Raw genomic sequence first — 15,987 nt, 5'->3', positions numbered from 1 at the left:
AAGTATAAATAGTTGAGTACACTACCTGATTCATAAATACCAATTTTAAAGCCAGGCGTGAAAGCAATATTGCCGACAATAATACCGAATCCGATCGGTATAAGCAGCATGGGCTCAAATTCTTTAGCAATTGCCAAATAGATAAAAACCAAGCCTACAGCAATCATTATTAAGTGACCTACTGTAAGGTTAGCAAAGGCAGTAAACTGAAGAAATTGTCCCAGGTGTTCTATAATGAAATCCAGAAAAGATGTCTCCATTTTTTATCTCCTTTTTATTCGATCGTGATTAAGATGTCACCTTCCATTACGGCGTCACCTTTTTGCTTATGAATGGAAACGATTTTTCCGTCTTTGTCGGCTTCAATGTTATTTTCCATTTTCATGGCTTCTAACATGAGTACCTTGTCGCCGCGTTTAACCACGTCTCCTTCTTTGACAAAAACTTCGAGGATTGTACCAGGAAGCGGAGATTTAATTGTTCCCGATCCTTTTGGTGCACTCGGACTGCTGGTTTTTGCAACAGATGGGTGTACATCAGTTGAAGGAACAGCTCTTTGGCGAACTAGTTTTGGTGTCTTTTGAGTTTTGATTTCAGTGGTCAGTTCTACTTTATATAAAGAACCATTTACTTCAATCTCGGCAACATTATCCTCAATGCTCAGGATTTCTGTTTCGTATTCGTTGCCGTTTATAGTAAATTTATATTTTTTCATATTCAAGGTTTATAAACGTGGATGTTTTCTTAGTGTATAGATCTTAGAGCTCCATGGAGAATATGTTCTTGCTACTTTTTTAATGGTCAATACCGTGTTTTCGTAGTCGTGTTGTTCCTCGAAGTGCAGGTGCAAAGCCATCGCTATTGCTGCATTGACTTCTCCTGACAACTGATCATCAGTGCTTGTCTTGTCTTTTCCTGTAGCGTCTGTTTGCACTTTCCGTTTATGGAATTTACGTCCGATAAACATATAGAATATGAACAGCAGTGCCAAGGCACAAAATACGACTGACATGGCAACGATAACCATTCCGATACCACTTGGGTCGTGCTTTACAAATTTCTCTCCGGCAGATGCTCTGTGACTATGGTCGTTATCCGAACGAGGAGTTGATTTGTCGCTTGTAGCCCATTGATCGCTGTCAATCTCTTTACGGTAGTAAACCATATCGGCAGCTAAACCTGTGGGAATCTTAAGTTCATCGATCAAGGTTCTGCCATTGGCATCATACAAATAAACTGTCTCTCCCTCACTGAGTTTGAAGTTTAAGTGAAAAATACCTCGAGATGGTTTTGCGTCGGCAAAGAACACAATAAATCCGCGTGGTGGCATTAGGGTTTCCGGTGAATTGTTCGGGATCCAATATTTCTTGGGATCCTCTTTATCATTGGTTAAATAGCATCCCCCGATATTCACTTTATTGTAGGATGAGTTTACAATCTCCAACCATGGACTACGTTGTCCATACTCGTCCATGAAATTAGATTCGTTGTGGATCAGGATCTCATTAAATTTCAAATCCGAAGCCCCCTGAGCAAACAAGGCGTTTGAGGCGGCTACGAATAATAAAACAATGATCCCGGCAAATAAAGATTTGGATTTTCTTTGCATGATCTTGTTTTATAATGGGATATTGGAGTGCTTTTTAGGAGGCATCATGTCTTTCTTGGTTGCTAAAGACTGTAATGCACGAATAATCCGGAAACGCGTATTACGTGGTTCAATTACATCATCGATGTAGCCATATTGCGCCGCATTATACGGGTTTGCAAATTTGTCCTTGTATTCTGCCTCTGCTTCAGCGATGAATTTAGTACGTTCTGCAGGATCCTCAATTTCACGGATTTTTTTGCTTTGAAGTACTTCAATTGCACCTTTAGGTCCCATAACTGCGATTTCACCTGTTGGCCATGAGTAGTTCAAGTCACCGCGCAGGTGCTTGGAACTCATTACACAATAAGCACCACCATAAGATTTACGCAGGATGATGGTTACTTTAGGAACAGTAGCTTCACCGTAAGCAAATAACAATTTAGCTCCGTGTGTGATAATACCACCATATTCCTGTGCTGTACCAGGTAAAAATCCAGGAACATCCACTAATGTTACCAACGGAATGTTGAATGCGTCGCAGAAACGTACGAAACGGGCAGCTTTACGAGAAGCATTGATATCCAATACACCGGCCAGGTAGTTTGGCTGGTTAGCAACAATACCTACTGAAATACCATTGAAACGAGCGAAACCAACAACAATGTTTTGTGCATAGTTCCGGTGTACTTCAAGAAACTCGCCGTAGTCAGTAATCGAGTGAATGACATCTTTTACGTCGTATGGTTTATTGGGATTGTCCGGAATTACTTCGTTCAAGGAATCCTCCAAACGATCGATTGGATCGTCGCAAGGGTAGATTGGAGCATCTTCCAGGTTGTTTTGTGGTAAGTAGCTCAACAGCTTGCGGAGTAGAGAGATACCTTCTTCTTCATCTTCTGCGATGAAGTGAGAAACACCTGATTTAGAACCGTGAACAGAAGCACCACCCAACTGAGCATCAGTTACAACCTCGCCGGTAACTGTTTTTACCACCTTAGGACCCGTGACAAACATGTAAGATTGGTCCTTGGTCATCATGATGAAGTCAGTCAGGGCAGGAGAGTACACAGCACCACCGGCGCAAGGTCCAAAGATTGCTGATATCTGAGGAACAACACCTGATGCCATGATATTGCGTTGGAAAATCTCAGTATAACCAGACAATGCTGTTACACCTTCCTGAATACGAGCACCACCGGAGTCGTTAATACCGATAACCGGAGCTCCCATTTTCAGGGCCATATCCATGATTTTACAAATCTTCGCAGCAAATGTTTCTGACAGTGATCCTCCGAAAACAGTGAAGTCTTGTGCAAAGATGTAGACTAAACGTCCATCAATTGTACCTTGTCCGGTAACAACACCATCACCCAAAAATTTGTTTTTTTCCATACCAAAGTTGGTACAGCGGTGTTTTACGAACATGTCAAACTCTTCGAAACTACCTTCATCCAAAAGCATTTCGATACGCTCACGAGCCGTGTATTTTCCTTTCTCGTGTTGTTTTTCTATTCTTTTTTCACCACCTCCAAGCTTCGCTTCAGCGCGAAGTTCGATGAGATGTTTGATTTTATCTTGATTGTTCATTGCTATTTCATTCAAAGATTGAGAAGTACAGAAATTATTCGCAGCAAAGTTCAGTTAATACACCTAAAGTAGATTTTGGGTGTAAGAAACCGATTTTCAATCCTTCTGCTCCTTTGCGGGATGTTTTGTCGATCAATCTAACACCGTTTGCTTCAACTTCAGTCAGTGCTTCGTCTACGCCATCAACGGCAAATGCAAGGTGATGAATACCTTGACCTTTCTTTTCGACGAATTTACCAATTGGGCCTTCCGGGTCAGTTGATTCCAACAATTCAATTTTAACTTCTCCTACTTTGAAGAAAGCTGTTTTTACCTTCTGATCAGCGACTTCTTCGACGTTATAGCATTTTAGACCTAATACTTTTTCGTAGTAAGGTATAGCTTCGTCTAAGCTTTCTACAGCGATTCCAATGTGTTCAATGTGAGATATTTTCATTTTAATGAGTAATTAATGTGAATATAATATGTGATATAAAAATCTAAATGTTTAGGTTAAAACAAAACATCCAAATATTCGAAAAAATAAGCTGAAAAAACTTATGTGGGTATGTTGTCATATCTACATAAGTTTGATGCTTTGTTTTATTAGTTAAAGGCAAGCACCATGAGAGTGCTTGCCTTTTATTTTAGTATTCTTTTTTTACAAAGTGGAAATGAGATCCGAACCGCTCAAACGCTGCCTGATCAAGAGACTCCCGATGGTTAGGGTGAGCAATTGAAATCAACATTTTTGCACGTTCTTGTAATGTTTTTCCATACAGGTTAACAGCACCAAATTCTGTTACAACCCAGTGCATATTTGAGCGTGTACTAACAACACCCGATCCTGGTAACAAAATTGGAGAAATTTTAGAAACTCCTTTTGCTGTTACAGAAGGAAGTGCGATGATTGGTTTACCACCTTTAGAATAGCCGGCACCGCGGATGAAGTCGATTTGACCACCAACACCTGAGTAGTGTTTTGTTCCGATAGAGTCAGCACAAACCTGTCCGGTTAAGTCGATTGCCAACGCCGAGTTAATTGCAGTCAATTTATCCAACTGGCGAATTACGCTTACGCTGTTTGTGTAACCTACATCCATCATGGCTACCCGTGGGTTGTCGTCGATGAAGTCGTAAAGATCTTTCGTACCCATCAGGAACGAAGCAACCATTTTACCTTTGTCCAGGTTTTTACGTTTACCGGTTACAACACCCTTTTCAACCAAAGGAAGAATACCATCGGCAAACATTTCAGTGTGTACTCCCAGGTCTTTGTGGTTACCCAATTGGGCTAAAACTGCGTTTGGAATACCGCCGATACCCATTTGCAAACAAGCACCATCTTCAACCAATTCAGCAACATTTTTACCAATTTGGATGTCTGTTTCCGAAAGTGGAGCCATACCGTGAGCATAAAGCTCGATATCGTCTTCAACGAAAATGTCGATATCGTCGATGTTGATCATGGCGTCACCAAATGCACGAGGAACGTTCGGGTTAACAGCTGCAATAACAACATCTGCAGTTTCGATAGCGGCTAAAGTCGCATCAACTGAGGTACCCAGTGAAACATAGCCATGCTTGTCGGGTACAGAACACATGATCATTGCTACGTTTACCTTGCAATAACCATCACGAATCAATTTTTGTGTTTCACTCAGGAATACAGGAACATAGTCGGCATAACCAGCTTGCGTTTGTTTACGCAAGTTAGCACCAACGAAGAATTGCTCTGATACGAAAATCCCTTCAAATTCAGGATTCGCATATTCCAGGTTCCCTTCAACATGGATGTGCTGAATTTTTACATCGTAAAGTTCTCCGTTCCGACCACGCTCAACCATGGGCTTAATAAGCGTATGTGGGGTAACTGCCACACTACTTAGATGAACACGATCTCCGGATTTTATAACTTTTACAGCCTCTTCGGGTGTAACGTATTTGATTTGTTTCATAATGAAGAAATAGTATAATTTGCTCTGTAATTTGTTTCGTAAAGATAAAAAAATCGATAGGCAGGCTTGGAGAAAACTCCTTATTTAAACCCGTTTTAATGAAAGGCCGTTAAATCTAAATTAAATGTTAAGAAATCCCTTGAAAAACCAATATTATAAAAAGACCCCTAACTCTTTAATTGATTTTTTTATGATTTTTAATCAAAATTCAACCTGCACTCGCCAATAAACTACGTGGAACTGCTTGTTGCTGTTTCCACTTTCCTGTAAATTAAATGGAAGGAATTTGCTAATCAAATCACATAAGCGGAAAACAATTTGATGTGCCTGATTTTCGGCTCATCCTCAATTTTAATTTAAAATTAGAGATTATGTTTGCAATGAAAGTTACCCCAAGGTTTGGTGAGATTGACGGGCTAGGACATGTGAATAATACGGTAATGCCAACCTGGTTTGAGCTGGCCAGAAATCCTCTTTTTAGCATATTTAACCCTGAACAAACGGTCAAAAACTGGAACCTGATTTTAGCTCGTTACGAAATCGATTTTATATCGCAAATGTATTACAATGGAGAGGTAGAAATCCGAACCTGGATCGAACGTATCGGAAATTCTTCATTTGAGATTGTTCAGGAAGCCTATCAAAAGGGGAAAGTTGGAGCGAGAGGGAAGACGGTTCTTATTCACTATGATTTCAAAGAACAAAAATCAACCAGAATTCCCGATGTAATCAGAAAACAACTTTATGAGCACCTTAAATTGACAGAACCTAAAGGTGTTGTTAATTATTAAGGAATGATTATGCTCCTGCCCGCAAAAGCAGGAGCATAATTACTTTTTCAGGACATTGAAAGTATTGTCTTAACGACATTTCTGGCACCAACCTCAATTTGGTCAATGGTGGCATCAAGCATGTAGCACGGTGTTGTAACAACCCTGTAATTTCGGTCGATCACAATTTCGCCATGCGTTGTTCTGATGTGTTTACCTCCCATTTTTTCAATAGCTTTCGCTGTGCCGGGATCATCACCTATGGTTACGTCAATATTGCCAAGAATGCGCGTGATAACAGCAGGAGCGATGCATAATGCACCGATTGGCTTTCCGGCTTTGGCTGTTGCTTTAACGGCATTCACCACGTCTTCTTTTACCGTACATTCGGGACCGTCGAAAGCAAGTGTGCTGAGGTTTTTGGCAGCTCCAAATCCACCCGGAAATACAATCGCATCAAAATCTGCCGGATTGTAATCCTTGAGGTCTGAAATTTGACCACGGGCTATTCGGGCCGATTCAACTAATACATTTCGGCTTTCGTCCATTTCTTCACCGGTAAGGTGATTGATAACATGATATTGTGTAATGTTAGGGGCGAATAGGGTATAACTGGCACCCTGTTTGGCAATAGCGAGCATGGTCAGTGTTGCCTCATGAATCTCTGAACCGTCGTACACTCCGCAACCGGACAATACAACTGCTATCTTTTTATTTGTCATTCTTGAAGTTTTAGTTTTTCTAAATTTAGCTAATTTTTGAAAGAACAAAAAAGCCTCCGGTAGTTTTGAAATACGGGAGGCTTTGATTGCTATGCAGTAATACTGATTTACTGAATTATTTTATCTGCTCTAAATCGTAAGGTGTTTCCTGGTAAACGTAGTAGTTCAACCAGTTGGTAAATAACAAATCGGCTGCCGATCGCCAGCGTAGGACTGGGGTTTGCCGGGGATCGTTGTCCGGATAATAATTTACCGGAATTTCGATGGGTAAATTTCTCTCGACATCTCTCTTGTATTCACTATCCAGGGTCATGCGCGAATATTCGGCATGGCCGGTGATGAATATTTGACGGCCATTTTTCGCCATAACCATATTTACCCCTGACTCTTCAGAACTTGAAATGATATCCAGTCCTTCAACCTTTAGAATATCCTCGGCGCGGACTTCTGTATGGCGAGAGTGGGGAACATAGTATTCATCATCAAACCCACGGAAGATCGGTATTTTACGATCTGAAATGCGGTGTTTGAACACGCCAAACATTTTATTCTCCAGCGGATGCTTCGGCACACCATAAAAATGAAACAAGGCAGCTTGCGATGCCCAGCAGATAAATAGTGTTGAAGTAACATTGGTAAGCGTCCAGTTCATAATTTCCTGAACTTCGTTCCAATAGGTCACCTCTTCGAAAGGAAGATGTTCAACCGGTGCTCCGGTGATAATCATACCATCAAATTTTCGCGCTTTAATTTCGTCGAAAGTCTTGTAGAACTGAGCCATGTGCTCGGCGGAAGTGTGCTTGTGTTCATGATCCTTAATTTTCAGGAACTCAATCTCAATCTGCAATGGCGAGTTAGACAACACACGAAGTAAATCGGTTTCCGTTGTAATTTTTAGCGGCATCAGGTTCAAAATCGCAATTCTCAACGGGCGAATATCTTGTTGAGACGCCCGCGTCTGATCAATTACGAAAATGTTTTCCTTCAACAGCATTTCAATTGCTGGTAACTTATCCGGAATATTTAATGGCATAACAAATTCCTTTTCTTAAATGGTGCCCGGAGCTTAGATCTCCGGGCTATCCTTATTTCAAATTAAATCTTATTCAAGGCCTGTTCGAAATCAGCGATAATATCGTCGATATGTTCGAGACCGACCGAAATGCGCAGTTGTGCCGGGTAAACTCCCGCTGCTAATTGTGCCTCGGCTGATAACTGCTGGTGCGTTGTTGCAGCCGGTTGAATAATCAGGGTCTTCGCATCTCCAACATTGGCCAGGTGGCTTACCAGTTCAAGGCTTTCCACAATTTTCTTGGCTTCTTCAACGCCGCCTTTTACAATTAACGAAAGCATGCTTCCTGCACCTTTGGTCAAATATTTCTGTGCCAGTTCGTACGATGGATTGCTTTTTAAACCCGGGTAGTTCACGCTTTCAACCTTCGGATGGTTTTCGAGCCATTCTGCCAGCTTCTGCGCATTTTCAACATGGCGTTCCATTCTTAACGACAAGGTTTCCAGTCCTTGCAACAACAAGAAGGAGTTGAATGGACTCGGAGCAGGTCCGAAATCACGTAAGCCTTCAACACGTGCTTTAATTATAAAAGCAATATTCCCAAACGGGCCGTCAAAGTTAAAAATATCCCAGAACTTTAAACCATGATAACCCTCAGACGGCTCTGTGAAACTTGGGAATTTCCCATTTCCCCAGTTGTAGTTTCCGGCATCAACAATAACGCCGCCCAAACTGGTTCCGTGACCGCCAATCCATTTAGTGGCCGATTCAACAACAATATTTGCTCCGTGCTCGATTGGTCTGAACAGGTAACCACCACCAGCAAAGGTATTATCGACAACCAGTGGAATGTCGTATTTCTTTGCCACCGCAGCAATCGCGTCAAAGTCTGGAATTACAAAACCAGGGTTACCAATGGTTTCCAGGTAAATGATTTTGGTTTTTTCATCAATCAGGGCTTCAAAAGACTCGGCTTTCAGGTCTTTGGTAAAGCGTGTATCCCAGCCAAAATTTTTAAAGGTCACTGCGAATTGATTGTAAGTCCCGCCATACAAATACGGGGAGCTGACAATATTATCGCCTTGCGTCATCAAGGTACTGCAAACCAGAAATTGTGCAGCGTGGCCCGAAGCAACCGACAATGCAGCTACACCACCTTCAAGAGCAGCAATTCGTTTTTCAAACACATCTGATGTCGGATTCATCAGTCTGGTGTAAATGTTTCCGAATTCACTTAGCGCAAAGCGATTGGCTGCTTGCTCTGAATTTTCGAATACATAAGATGTTGTTTGGTAGATCGGCACAGCCCGGGATCCGGTTGTCGGATCAACTTCTTGACCTGCATGTAGCTGCAGCGTCTCGAATTTCAAATTTTTACTTGTCATTGTTTTTGTTTTTAGGTATTTGAAATATTGTATCGTCTTTTTAATTGAAGAAGGTCTTGTGGATCTCCTTGATGGCCTTCGGTTTATCGTTCTCGTCAATCACCAGGTAACTAACCAGGTCCGATGCTCCCGAACCACTTAGTAATACATTGATTTTATTATTCGATACGGCCGAAAACAGCAAGGAAGAAATTCCATGGTGGGCCTGCATGCCGTGGCCAACGATGGCGATCAAAGAAACCTGATCGGTAATTTCGATCTGGCTGACTGAGGGTAACTTCAGATCTTCCGTAATTTGTTTTACACGTTTCACAGCTGCTTTGTCAATTAGAATATTAATGCTGGTTTGTGCAGTAATAACAGATCGGATGTTGATCTGGTTTTTACTAAATGCGCTGGTTATTTTCGCTAAAATTCCCGGCTTGAAACCAACCCCCGGGCCATTCAGCTTCAGGATGGCAATATCGTCGGTATGAGCGACACTCTTAACAACATGGGGCGAAACAATGCTTTTTGAGTTAATGCGTGTGCGAAGAATCTTTTGACCATCCTGCAGATCGTACACTAAAATCGGAATATGTTTGTCTGCCAGGGGCTCAACAATACGCGGGTGAATACTCGAGTAGTTAAAATAGGATAGTTCTGATGCTTCGGCATAAGTCAGACTTTCAATATAATCCGCTTGCTCAACAAAGTTTTCATCGGCTGTTTTGAATGGAGTACGTATTTGCCATAGTTCCAACCGGTCGGTATTGAATATGGAGGCTAAAGCGGCAGCCGTATAATCGGCAGCACGGTCTCCGATTCGTGCAATCTTCCCATGCTTTGTTTTACCAACCGAACCCGGGATGAGTGTAATCGAACCAAAATCATGTGCTTTAATTGCCGAGCTTGATTGATCGATGTAAATACTGGCATTTCCATACTCATCACTGACTAAAAGCCCCAGTTCTTCAGGAAAAATGATTTGAGAATTGAGTTTATTTTGCTTGAGGATGGCTGCTAAAAGTAGTGTTGCAATTTTTTCAGCAAAGGAAATCACCTGATCTTGCAAAGCGGGAGAGAAGTCACCTGTAAAATGGATTCCTTGCAACAGGATATCCAGCTTACGAAGTGTTTCCTCCAAATTCGGACAAATATCCAGTCCGTACGTTTGTATGATTTTGTCAGTTTCTGCCTTTATCCGGGAAATCAGACTTTTCGGATTTCCTGATGATGCCAGCAGTGGCACCAGCCCCTGTGTCAACAGGTTCTGGATTTCACCAGGAGCAGATATGACTAAAAGATGTTTCTCGTTCGCTTTGGTAAGCAGATTTACCAAACTATTGATAATATGCGGTTTCTTCAAATTGTTACCGCTAAACCGGACAATACATTCGGGCATAGCCTTCTATTTTTTGAAAATAAAACGATTGAAATTTTTTGTGGAGAAATCTTGAACGCCTTCAATCCGTACTCAGGTGAATACCGAATGAAGGCTATCGCATGCACATAGACATGGATGGCATGAAAACAGCAGTAAACATCATGGTGCTGATGTTTGCAGTAGGTAGATATGTATAGCTGTTACTCATCCTTTTTGTGATATTACACGACAAACCTAGAAAATAGTTTTAAGAATACCAACGTCTTATTTAGAAAAAATAAAAATAGCTAAGTCGTTTTTTGAATATCGGGGAGCGATTAATCCGCTATTCCTAATTCGCCGGAACCTGAACTTGTTTAAAATCAAACTCCAGCGTTTGATCGTCAACCGGAATGAAAATCTTTAGATAACTGGCATTGGGCGTTGCCGGGAAAAACACTTTGCCGTGCATGGTATAGTTCGTTTCAAGCGTTGTTTTTCGAATCGTATTGTTCTCCCAGGCTTGCTTGAGTTCATTTAAATTCTTTGCTTCAAACCTGGCGCGGTCGCTTGCTGTGACTGCTGTTGCCATAATGCCTTCGGTCACCGCATAGCGAAGTCCTTCAGTGTCACGGTGATAATCATTACCAATTATGGCATCCGCTGCGACTGCGGCACCAATGCCAAGGAGTACATTCCCGATATGGTTTTTAGCCACAGCTTCCTTGCGAGCGATGCTCATATTGTATTGTGCTATTTTTTGTTCCGGATCGATGGCTGCAACCGGTTCTGCTGTTTGGGGATTCATCAAAGCATCATAAGCCTGGCATTTGAATTGCTGAGGGTCAATCACCAAAGGCATATTTGATCGGTTGGTAATGTGAAAGTCGAAAAAGTAATTCCCGTCCTGTATCCGGTCGAAGCCCACTTCATAAGAAACTCCGAAGATAGAATCACACAGAATTGCTTGTCCGTAAAGCCATTTGCCAGGCTCTTGATCGGGTAGTACCTGGGTAATACTCCGGGTGCCGGCACAAGAAGACAGGATTACGGTTGCTGCAGCAATTAAGAAAAACAGGGTGACCACTTTTTTCATGGCTTTCGTTTTTAAGCGTTTACTCAACTATTGTGCCAGTTAACTCTTTTCTCCCAGTAAATTTCGGATAACAACCGAGGCAATGTGACAACCAAACAGCGGGGGCATGTAGGAGATTGTACCAACGGCTGATTTCTTGTTTCTGCCTTCCTCAATCCGAACACGATCCTTATCCACATCTTCAGGTGAAAAAACAACCTGAACTCCCTTGCGAATACCCAGCTTATACAGGCGTTTTCGCAACATGCGGGCTAACTTACAGTTGTACGATTTCGAGATGTCGGAGTTTTGAATCTGTGAGGGATCGAACTTACCCCCTGCACCCATGGAACTGACAATGGGAATATTCCGTTGTACACTGTGGTAAATCAGGAATACTTTCGGCGACAACGTATCGATGGCATCCACGACATAGTCGTACTGATCGGCTTCCAGAATCTCGATCATCCGATCATCTTTCAGGTACTCGTTGATCACCTTAAGCTCAATAGTGGGGTTAATGTCGCGAAAACGTTCGCCCATAATTTCGGCTTTCGGCTTTCCATCGTTGCTGATGAGTGCCGGGAGCTGCCGGTTGCGGTTGGTCGCTTCCACCACATCGCCATCAACGATCGTCATTTTACCTACGCCGGCCCTACAAATCTGCTCAGCCGCATAAGCACCTACACCTCCCAAACCAACCACTAAAACATGTGCATTGGTTAATTTTGCCAATCCTTCTTCACCCAACATCAGTAGGGTACGTTCCTGCCAGTTCTTCATTGTCTAAATAATCGTTGAAAATTGTCAAATACTTGTTGCTGCAGCTTTTGCAGCGGGATGTTCAACTGTTTGGCGGCAAAAATATAAATACTTTCAATATTTACCGTACTCTCGTCGGTTTCGAAAAATAGCTGATCAGCCGGAATGGCTGCTAAACTTTGATTGAGTTTATCCCGATCGTTCAGCAGGGCTGTGCCAATTGAAAAGCAAAATCCCAGACGGGACAACTGTTTGGTTGTTTCGGCATTTCCCTGGTAGCCATGCAAAATCCATGGAGTGGAAGTGGGGCGTTGTTTTTTTAGTTGAAGAAGGTCCGAATAGCTGCGAACGGCGTGCAAAATCAGCGGTTTGGCGTATTTGTCAGCCAATTCAACCTGTGATAGAAAATAGTCCAGCTGCCGGTCTATTGGCGTTTCCAGGCTACGATCCAACCCACATTCGCCCACAGCCAGTACTTGGGGATGGTTTACTTGCGACTCCAGTTTTTCCAGCCATCGGCGACCTGTGGCCTGATCCAAATCCCAGGGATGTAAGCCAACCGAATAAGATTGATCGGCCTTAGGTTCGAACGGAAGCAGCACGGAATGATTCACCAACCCAAGCTGTTCGCCCGGTAACTCAAAATGACTATGGAGATTGATGAGTTTCAAGTTCGAAGTTCTAATGTTCAAATTCCAACAACTAGTAACCAGTAACCAGTAACCAGCTTTACAAGTCGGCCCAGATGCGGGCTAAAGAAAAGCCGGGAGCATCGATCTGCAGGTCGAGGAAATAGCCAAATGGTGTTTGGGCTGTTTCGTAACCGGCATTTTGAAGCCGCTTTTCAGCTAAGTTAAACAACTCGTGGGTAAACGGAACCGACGCTTTCGACTCCGACAAGTGGGCAAATGAATGCAGGATAATCCGGTTGGCCTGATTTTTTCGGGCTGTCCATTTCAGATGGTTGACCAATTTCTTTTCGCGACTGCCAACATCTTTGGCTTCATCTTTTTCTTCAACCTGGATAAAAGCCAGGATGGCATCGGTGTATTCCTTCGATTCCTCCAAATCCTGCATGCTTTCCAGGTTCTTTTCCGCTGTTTTGTACCCAAAGCGGTTTACATACATGACAAGTACTTTCATATCTCTCAAAAATAAGGAAAGATCAGCTTTACAGGTTAAATTCGTCTGAAGTATTTGTGATATCGGTTGGTTATAAGCTCATTTTTTTCATTCCAAAAGCATGGATTAATGCCATTCGCTATTTTGTTTCAACAAAAAACAGCTAATCCAACCGAATTTTTTATTTTTGGTTAAACCCTCGTTAAAACTATGCAGATTAAATACATCCCCTTGCTTTTTTTCTTACTCGCCTGTTTTCCGGCGAAAGCGCAGTTGTCGCATGGTGGAAAACCCATAGCACTGCAAATCGTCAAATCTGCCCGTTCCGATGCTTTTCAGGAGCTGACGATCCCTTCCGAAGAGATTAAGCTGGTTGAACAACTTCAAAAAGAGCCCAACACCTTAAAAGCTTTTCGCTTTGCTTATGCAATTCCGGTTGATTTCAATTTGGAAAATTCGGGGCAATGGTTCGAAGCAGGTGATTACCGGATTTGGCAATTGCGCTTGACATCGCCCGGGGCTTTGTCGTTGAACGTGGTTTTTGACCGGTATCGGTTGCCCGAGGGGGCCCGCTTGTTTCTTTTTTCGGAAGATCAGAGCGATTTAATCGGTGCTTTTACAGCCGATAATAACAAAGCCGACCTGAAACTGGCAACGATGCCCGTGGCGGGCGATCGTTTGGTTTTGCAGTACGAAGAGCCTGTCGATGCAGAGTTTTCGGGGGAGCTGCAGCTGAAATCGGTGAACCACGATTTTGTGGGCTTGAAAGCTGCCAATGGCGGACGGCGACCGTTGGGAGAGTCGGGAGCCTGCAATGCAAATGTCAATTGCGATTACCTGAACCAATACAGGGAGGCTGCCAATGCAGTGTGCCGAATTTTGATTAACGGAACAGAACTTTGCACCGGAAGTTTACTGAATAATACCAATCGCGACGGAACGCCCTACCTGTATACGGCTCACCACTGTATTACAGATGCCAGCGATGCGGCAGTGAGCGTTTTCCTGTTTAATTATGAATCGCCCTATTGCGGCAACATTGATGGAGAAGTGCAAAATTCACTAAGTGGCAGTAGTTTGAAAGCCACCTCGCAAGACCTGGACTTTTCGCTCGTTGAGTTGAGCGTTGCACCGCCTAAAAGCTTTCAGCCTTACTATTTGGGATGGGATCATTCGGCAACAATACCGGATTCTACGGCTGCTATTCATCATCCGTTGGGTGACATTAAGAAGGTAGCCATTGATCGGGACTCGCCAAGCCGCGCCTCGTACACCAGCGATTATGTGGCTGGTGCTTTTTGGAAAATCGGTGATTGGGAAGAAGGAACTACGGAAGCCGGTTCGTCGGGGGCCAGCCTCCTGGACTCCCACATGCGGGTTCGTGGGTCGCTGACTGGTGGTGATGCAACCTGCGCCGATCCTGTAGATGACTATTTTGCGCAATTTCGGTATGCCTGGGATCACTATTCCGAGACTGATCAGCAGTTGAAAATCTGGCTGGACCCTGCTGATGGCGGGGCAAACGCACTATCGGGCTATAATCCGTATGCAGCTACTGAACAGTGTACGATGACAACCAATTTGATCGATGACGACGACTATACCGACGGATTAATTAACAGCGCCAATGAAGCTGATGGTTATTACGGCGGAACGAATGCGTATGGATTCACGGAGTTTGCAGAGGCTTTTCAGTTTAACGATACCTGTAAAATTCAAGGGTTGAATTTAGGAGTGGCTCGGGCCAATATCGTCTCAAACAGTGCGCTGTTAACGGTATCGGTTTACGAAGGAGGAACGCTGCCCGGCAATTTGTTGTACAGTCAGGATTTTGACCTGAGCGGAGTAGAAGAGGGGGTGATGAATTATTTCGCCTTCGACCGCGAAGTGACCACCACCGGGGCTTTCTACCTGGCCTGGTCGATTGAAAGCTTAGGGGCTAACGATGAATTTGCCGTTTACCTGGCCGACCGGACAAGTAGCACCAATTCGTTTTTTATTCGCGATGGCGGGGATTGGTATAGTTACCTTGATAAGGCTAATTCGGTTACGGGATCGGCCGCCGTTATGGAGGCTTTGGTTTGCTATCACGACGATTCGGAAGAGTATAATCCCTTTAACAACGAAGATGTAAACTGGGTTGCTTACCCCAATCCCTTGGCTTACGGGCAGGAGCTAACCATTCGTTTCGAGCAGGATGGCCAGTATGAAAACCCGCAGTTGTTTGATTTATTGGGCAATGCTTACCCGGTAAATTACAGCATTGAAGGAACCGACCGGATCATATTAAACCTAGACGGTTTCCATCCCGGGATTTATATTGTCCGCTTAACTGATGCTTCAACCGGCAAGCAATACAAGGCTAAAGTGCTTTATTTGGCCAATTAGTAATCCCGAGCATCTGGTTGTCATCGTTATCCGAAGTTGTCGGGTTGTCTTGGAACCTGAAAGTCCGTTGGACTTGGGTAGCCCTTTCTATTCAGGCGCACCGGGAATGTTGTTTATTGTGGTTCGTTTGCATGCGCCACATGGTTTGAATGATCTTTTCTTTTTCTATTCTTCTTTTGTTCTTAAGCCGCACGGGCTATTCTTTTTTCCCTGCAGCTGGAAAAAGGATTCAAAAAGAGCCGCCGCTGAATGAAAAAAAGCTAAAACCGGTTTCCGCGTGCTAAAATTGTT

The 15,987-nt window shown here is 43.3% G+C and carries 16 protein-coding genes; 2 read left to right on the top strand and 14 right to left on the bottom strand.

Features of this window, described 5'->3' with window-relative positions; genetic code table 11:
- From AC37HE_RS01520 to AC37HE_RS01495, 6 genes are all read right to left on the bottom strand, one after another.
- Positions 1-260, bottom strand: a 260-nt coding sequence (locus tag AC37HE_RS01520) for a sodium ion-translocating decarboxylase subunit beta (protein WP_500781007.1), incomplete at its 3' end; no start/stop codon positions are given.
- 14 nt (positions 261-274) lie between these two features.
- Complete coding sequence (locus AC37HE_RS01515; protein ID WP_500781006.1) at positions 275-715, bottom strand: acetyl-CoA carboxylase biotin carboxyl carrier protein; 441 nt, start codon at positions 713-715, stop codon at positions 275-277.
- A gap of 9 nt (positions 716-724) precedes the next feature.
- Positions 725-1,609, bottom strand: coding sequence for an OadG family transporter subunit (locus AC37HE_RS01510; protein WP_500781005.1), 885 nt, complete (start codon positions 1,607-1,609; stop codon positions 725-727).
- Positions 1,610-1,618: 9 nt separating this feature from the next.
- Positions 1,619-3,178 carry an acyl-CoA carboxylase subunit beta gene (locus AC37HE_RS01505; protein WP_500781004.1) on the bottom strand — a complete coding sequence of 520 codons (1,560 nt, stop codon included), beginning with the start codon at positions 3,176-3,178 and terminating at the stop codon, positions 1,619-1,621.
- 34 nt (positions 3,179-3,212) lie between these two features.
- Complete coding sequence (gene mce / locus AC37HE_RS01500; RefSeq protein ID WP_500781003.1) at positions 3,213-3,614, bottom strand: methylmalonyl-CoA epimerase; 402 nt, start codon at positions 3,612-3,614, stop codon at positions 3,213-3,215.
- A gap of 190 nt (positions 3,615-3,804) precedes the next feature.
- On the bottom strand, positions 3,805-5,115 hold the full coding sequence (locus AC37HE_RS01495; RefSeq protein WP_500781002.1) for an acetyl-CoA hydrolase/transferase family protein: 1,311 nt from the start codon (positions 5,113-5,115) through the stop codon (positions 3,805-3,807).
- Positions 5,116-5,486: 371 nt separating this feature from the next.
- Here AC37HE_RS01495 and AC37HE_RS01490 point away from each other — a divergent pair, with 371 nt between their 5' ends.
- Entirely contained in the window at positions 5,487-5,906 is a 420-nt protein-coding gene (locus AC37HE_RS01490; protein WP_500781001.1) for an acyl-CoA thioesterase, read from the top strand.
- Between the two features lie 47 nt (positions 5,907-5,953).
- On the opposite strand, the gene elbB is transcribed toward AC37HE_RS01490, so the two are convergent.
- The 8 genes from elbB to AC37HE_RS01450 all read right to left on the bottom strand — a co-directional run bounded on the left by elbB (position 5,954) and on the right by AC37HE_RS01450 (position 13,329).
- The gene (elbB, locus tag AC37HE_RS01485; RefSeq protein WP_500781000.1) at positions 5,954-6,607 is read right to left on the bottom strand and encodes an isoprenoid biosynthesis glyoxalase ElbB; all 654 of its coding nucleotides are present in this window, start codon (positions 6,605-6,607) and stop codon (positions 5,954-5,956) included.
- A gap of 115 nt (positions 6,608-6,722) precedes the next feature.
- Positions 6,723-7,640, bottom strand: coding sequence for a homoserine O-acetyltransferase MetA (gene metA, locus AC37HE_RS01480; RefSeq protein ID WP_500780999.1), 918 nt, complete (start codon positions 7,638-7,640; stop codon positions 6,723-6,725).
- A 62-nt stretch (positions 7,641-7,702) separates the two neighbouring features.
- Complete coding sequence (locus AC37HE_RS01475; RefSeq protein WP_500780998.1) at positions 7,703-9,004, bottom strand: O-acetylhomoserine aminocarboxypropyltransferase/cysteine synthase family protein; 1,302 nt, start codon at positions 9,002-9,004, stop codon at positions 7,703-7,705.
- Between the two features lie 40 nt (positions 9,005-9,044).
- Entirely contained in the window at positions 9,045-10,388 is a 1,344-nt protein-coding gene (locus AC37HE_RS01470; RefSeq protein ID WP_500780997.1) for an ACT domain-containing protein, read from the bottom strand.
- A 313-nt stretch (positions 10,389-10,701) separates the two neighbouring features.
- Positions 10,702-11,445, bottom strand: a complete 744-nt coding sequence (locus AC37HE_RS01465) for a hypothetical protein (RefSeq protein WP_500780996.1) — start codon at positions 11,443-11,445, stop codon at positions 10,702-10,704.
- 39 nt (positions 11,446-11,484) lie between these two features.
- Positions 11,485-12,207 (bottom strand): tRNA threonylcarbamoyladenosine dehydratase, encoded by a 723-nt coding sequence (locus tag AC37HE_RS01460; protein ID WP_500780995.1) that lies wholly within the window; start codon positions 12,205-12,207, stop codon positions 11,485-11,487.
- On the bottom strand, positions 12,204-12,857 hold the full coding sequence (locus AC37HE_RS01455) for a TatD family hydrolase (protein WP_500780994.1): 654 nt from the start codon (positions 12,855-12,857) through the stop codon (positions 12,204-12,206). Before AC37HE_RS01455 ends, AC37HE_RS01460 begins: the two co-directional genes overlap by 4 nt.
- 58 nt (positions 12,858-12,915) lie before the next feature.
- Positions 12,916-13,329 (bottom strand): threonyl-tRNA synthetase editing domain-containing protein, encoded by a 414-nt coding sequence (locus AC37HE_RS01450; RefSeq protein WP_500780993.1) that lies wholly within the window; start codon positions 13,327-13,329, stop codon positions 12,916-12,918.
- Between the two features lie 189 nt (positions 13,330-13,518).
- Here AC37HE_RS01450 and AC37HE_RS01445 point away from each other — a divergent pair, with 189 nt between their 5' ends.
- Positions 13,519-15,696, top strand: coding sequence for a T9SS type A sorting domain-containing protein (locus AC37HE_RS01445; RefSeq protein ID WP_500780992.1), 2,178 nt, complete (start codon positions 13,519-13,521; stop codon positions 15,694-15,696).
- The last annotated feature ends 291 nt before the right edge of the window (positions 15,697-15,987 follow it).

Source organism: Mangrovibacterium sp. (genome assembly GCF_059905295.1).
This window is presented reverse-complemented; position numbering and strand designations above follow the sequence as displayed.

Bases quoted from the DNA above. Each gene is read 5' to 3' on its own strand.
- AC37HE_RS01515 (WP_500781006.1), bottom strand. From the start codon at position 715: ATGAAAAAATATAAATTTACTATAAACGGCAACGAATACGAAACAGAA.
- AC37HE_RS01510 (WP_500781005.1), bottom strand. From the start codon at position 1,609: ATGCAAAGAAAATCCAAATCTTTATTTGCCGGGATCATTGTTTTATTA.
- AC37HE_RS01505 (WP_500781004.1), bottom strand. From the start codon at position 3,178: ATGAACAATCAAGATAAAATCAAACATCTCATCGAACTTCGCGCTGAA.
- mce (WP_500781003.1), bottom strand. From the start codon at position 3,614: ATGAAAATATCTCACATTGAACACATTGGAATCGCTGTAGAAAGCTTA.
- AC37HE_RS01495 (WP_500781002.1), bottom strand. From the start codon at position 5,115: ATGAAACAAATCAAATACGTTACACCCGAAGAGGCTGTAAAAGTTATA.
- AC37HE_RS01490 (WP_500781001.1), top strand. From the start codon at position 5,487: ATGTTTGCAATGAAAGTTACCCCAAGGTTTGGTGAGATTGACGGGCTA.
- elbB (WP_500781000.1), bottom strand. From the start codon at position 6,607: ATGACAAATAAAAAGATAGCAGTTGTATTGTCCGGTTGCGGAGTGTAC.
- metA (WP_500780999.1), bottom strand. From the start codon at position 7,640: ATGCCATTAAATATTCCGGATAAGTTACCAGCAATTGAAATGCTGTTG.
- AC37HE_RS01475 (WP_500780998.1), bottom strand. From the start codon at position 9,004: ATGACAAGTAAAAATTTGAAATTCGAGACGCTGCAGCTACATGCAGGT.
- AC37HE_RS01470 (WP_500780997.1), bottom strand. From the start codon at position 10,388: ATGCCCGAATGTATTGTCCGGTTTAGCGGTAACAATTTGAAGAAACCG.
- AC37HE_RS01465 (WP_500780996.1), bottom strand. From the start codon at position 11,445: ATGAAAAAAGTGGTCACCCTGTTTTTCTTAATTGCTGCAGCAACCGTA.
- AC37HE_RS01460 (WP_500780995.1), bottom strand. From the start codon at position 12,207: ATGAAGAACTGGCAGGAACGTACCCTACTGATGTTGGGTGAAGAAGGA.
- AC37HE_RS01450 (WP_500780993.1), bottom strand. From the start codon at position 13,329: ATGAAAGTACTTGTCATGTATGTAAACCGCTTTGGGTACAAAACAGCG.
- AC37HE_RS01445 (WP_500780992.1), top strand. From the start codon at position 13,519: ATGCAGATTAAATACATCCCCTTGCTTTTTTTCTTACTCGCCTGTTTT.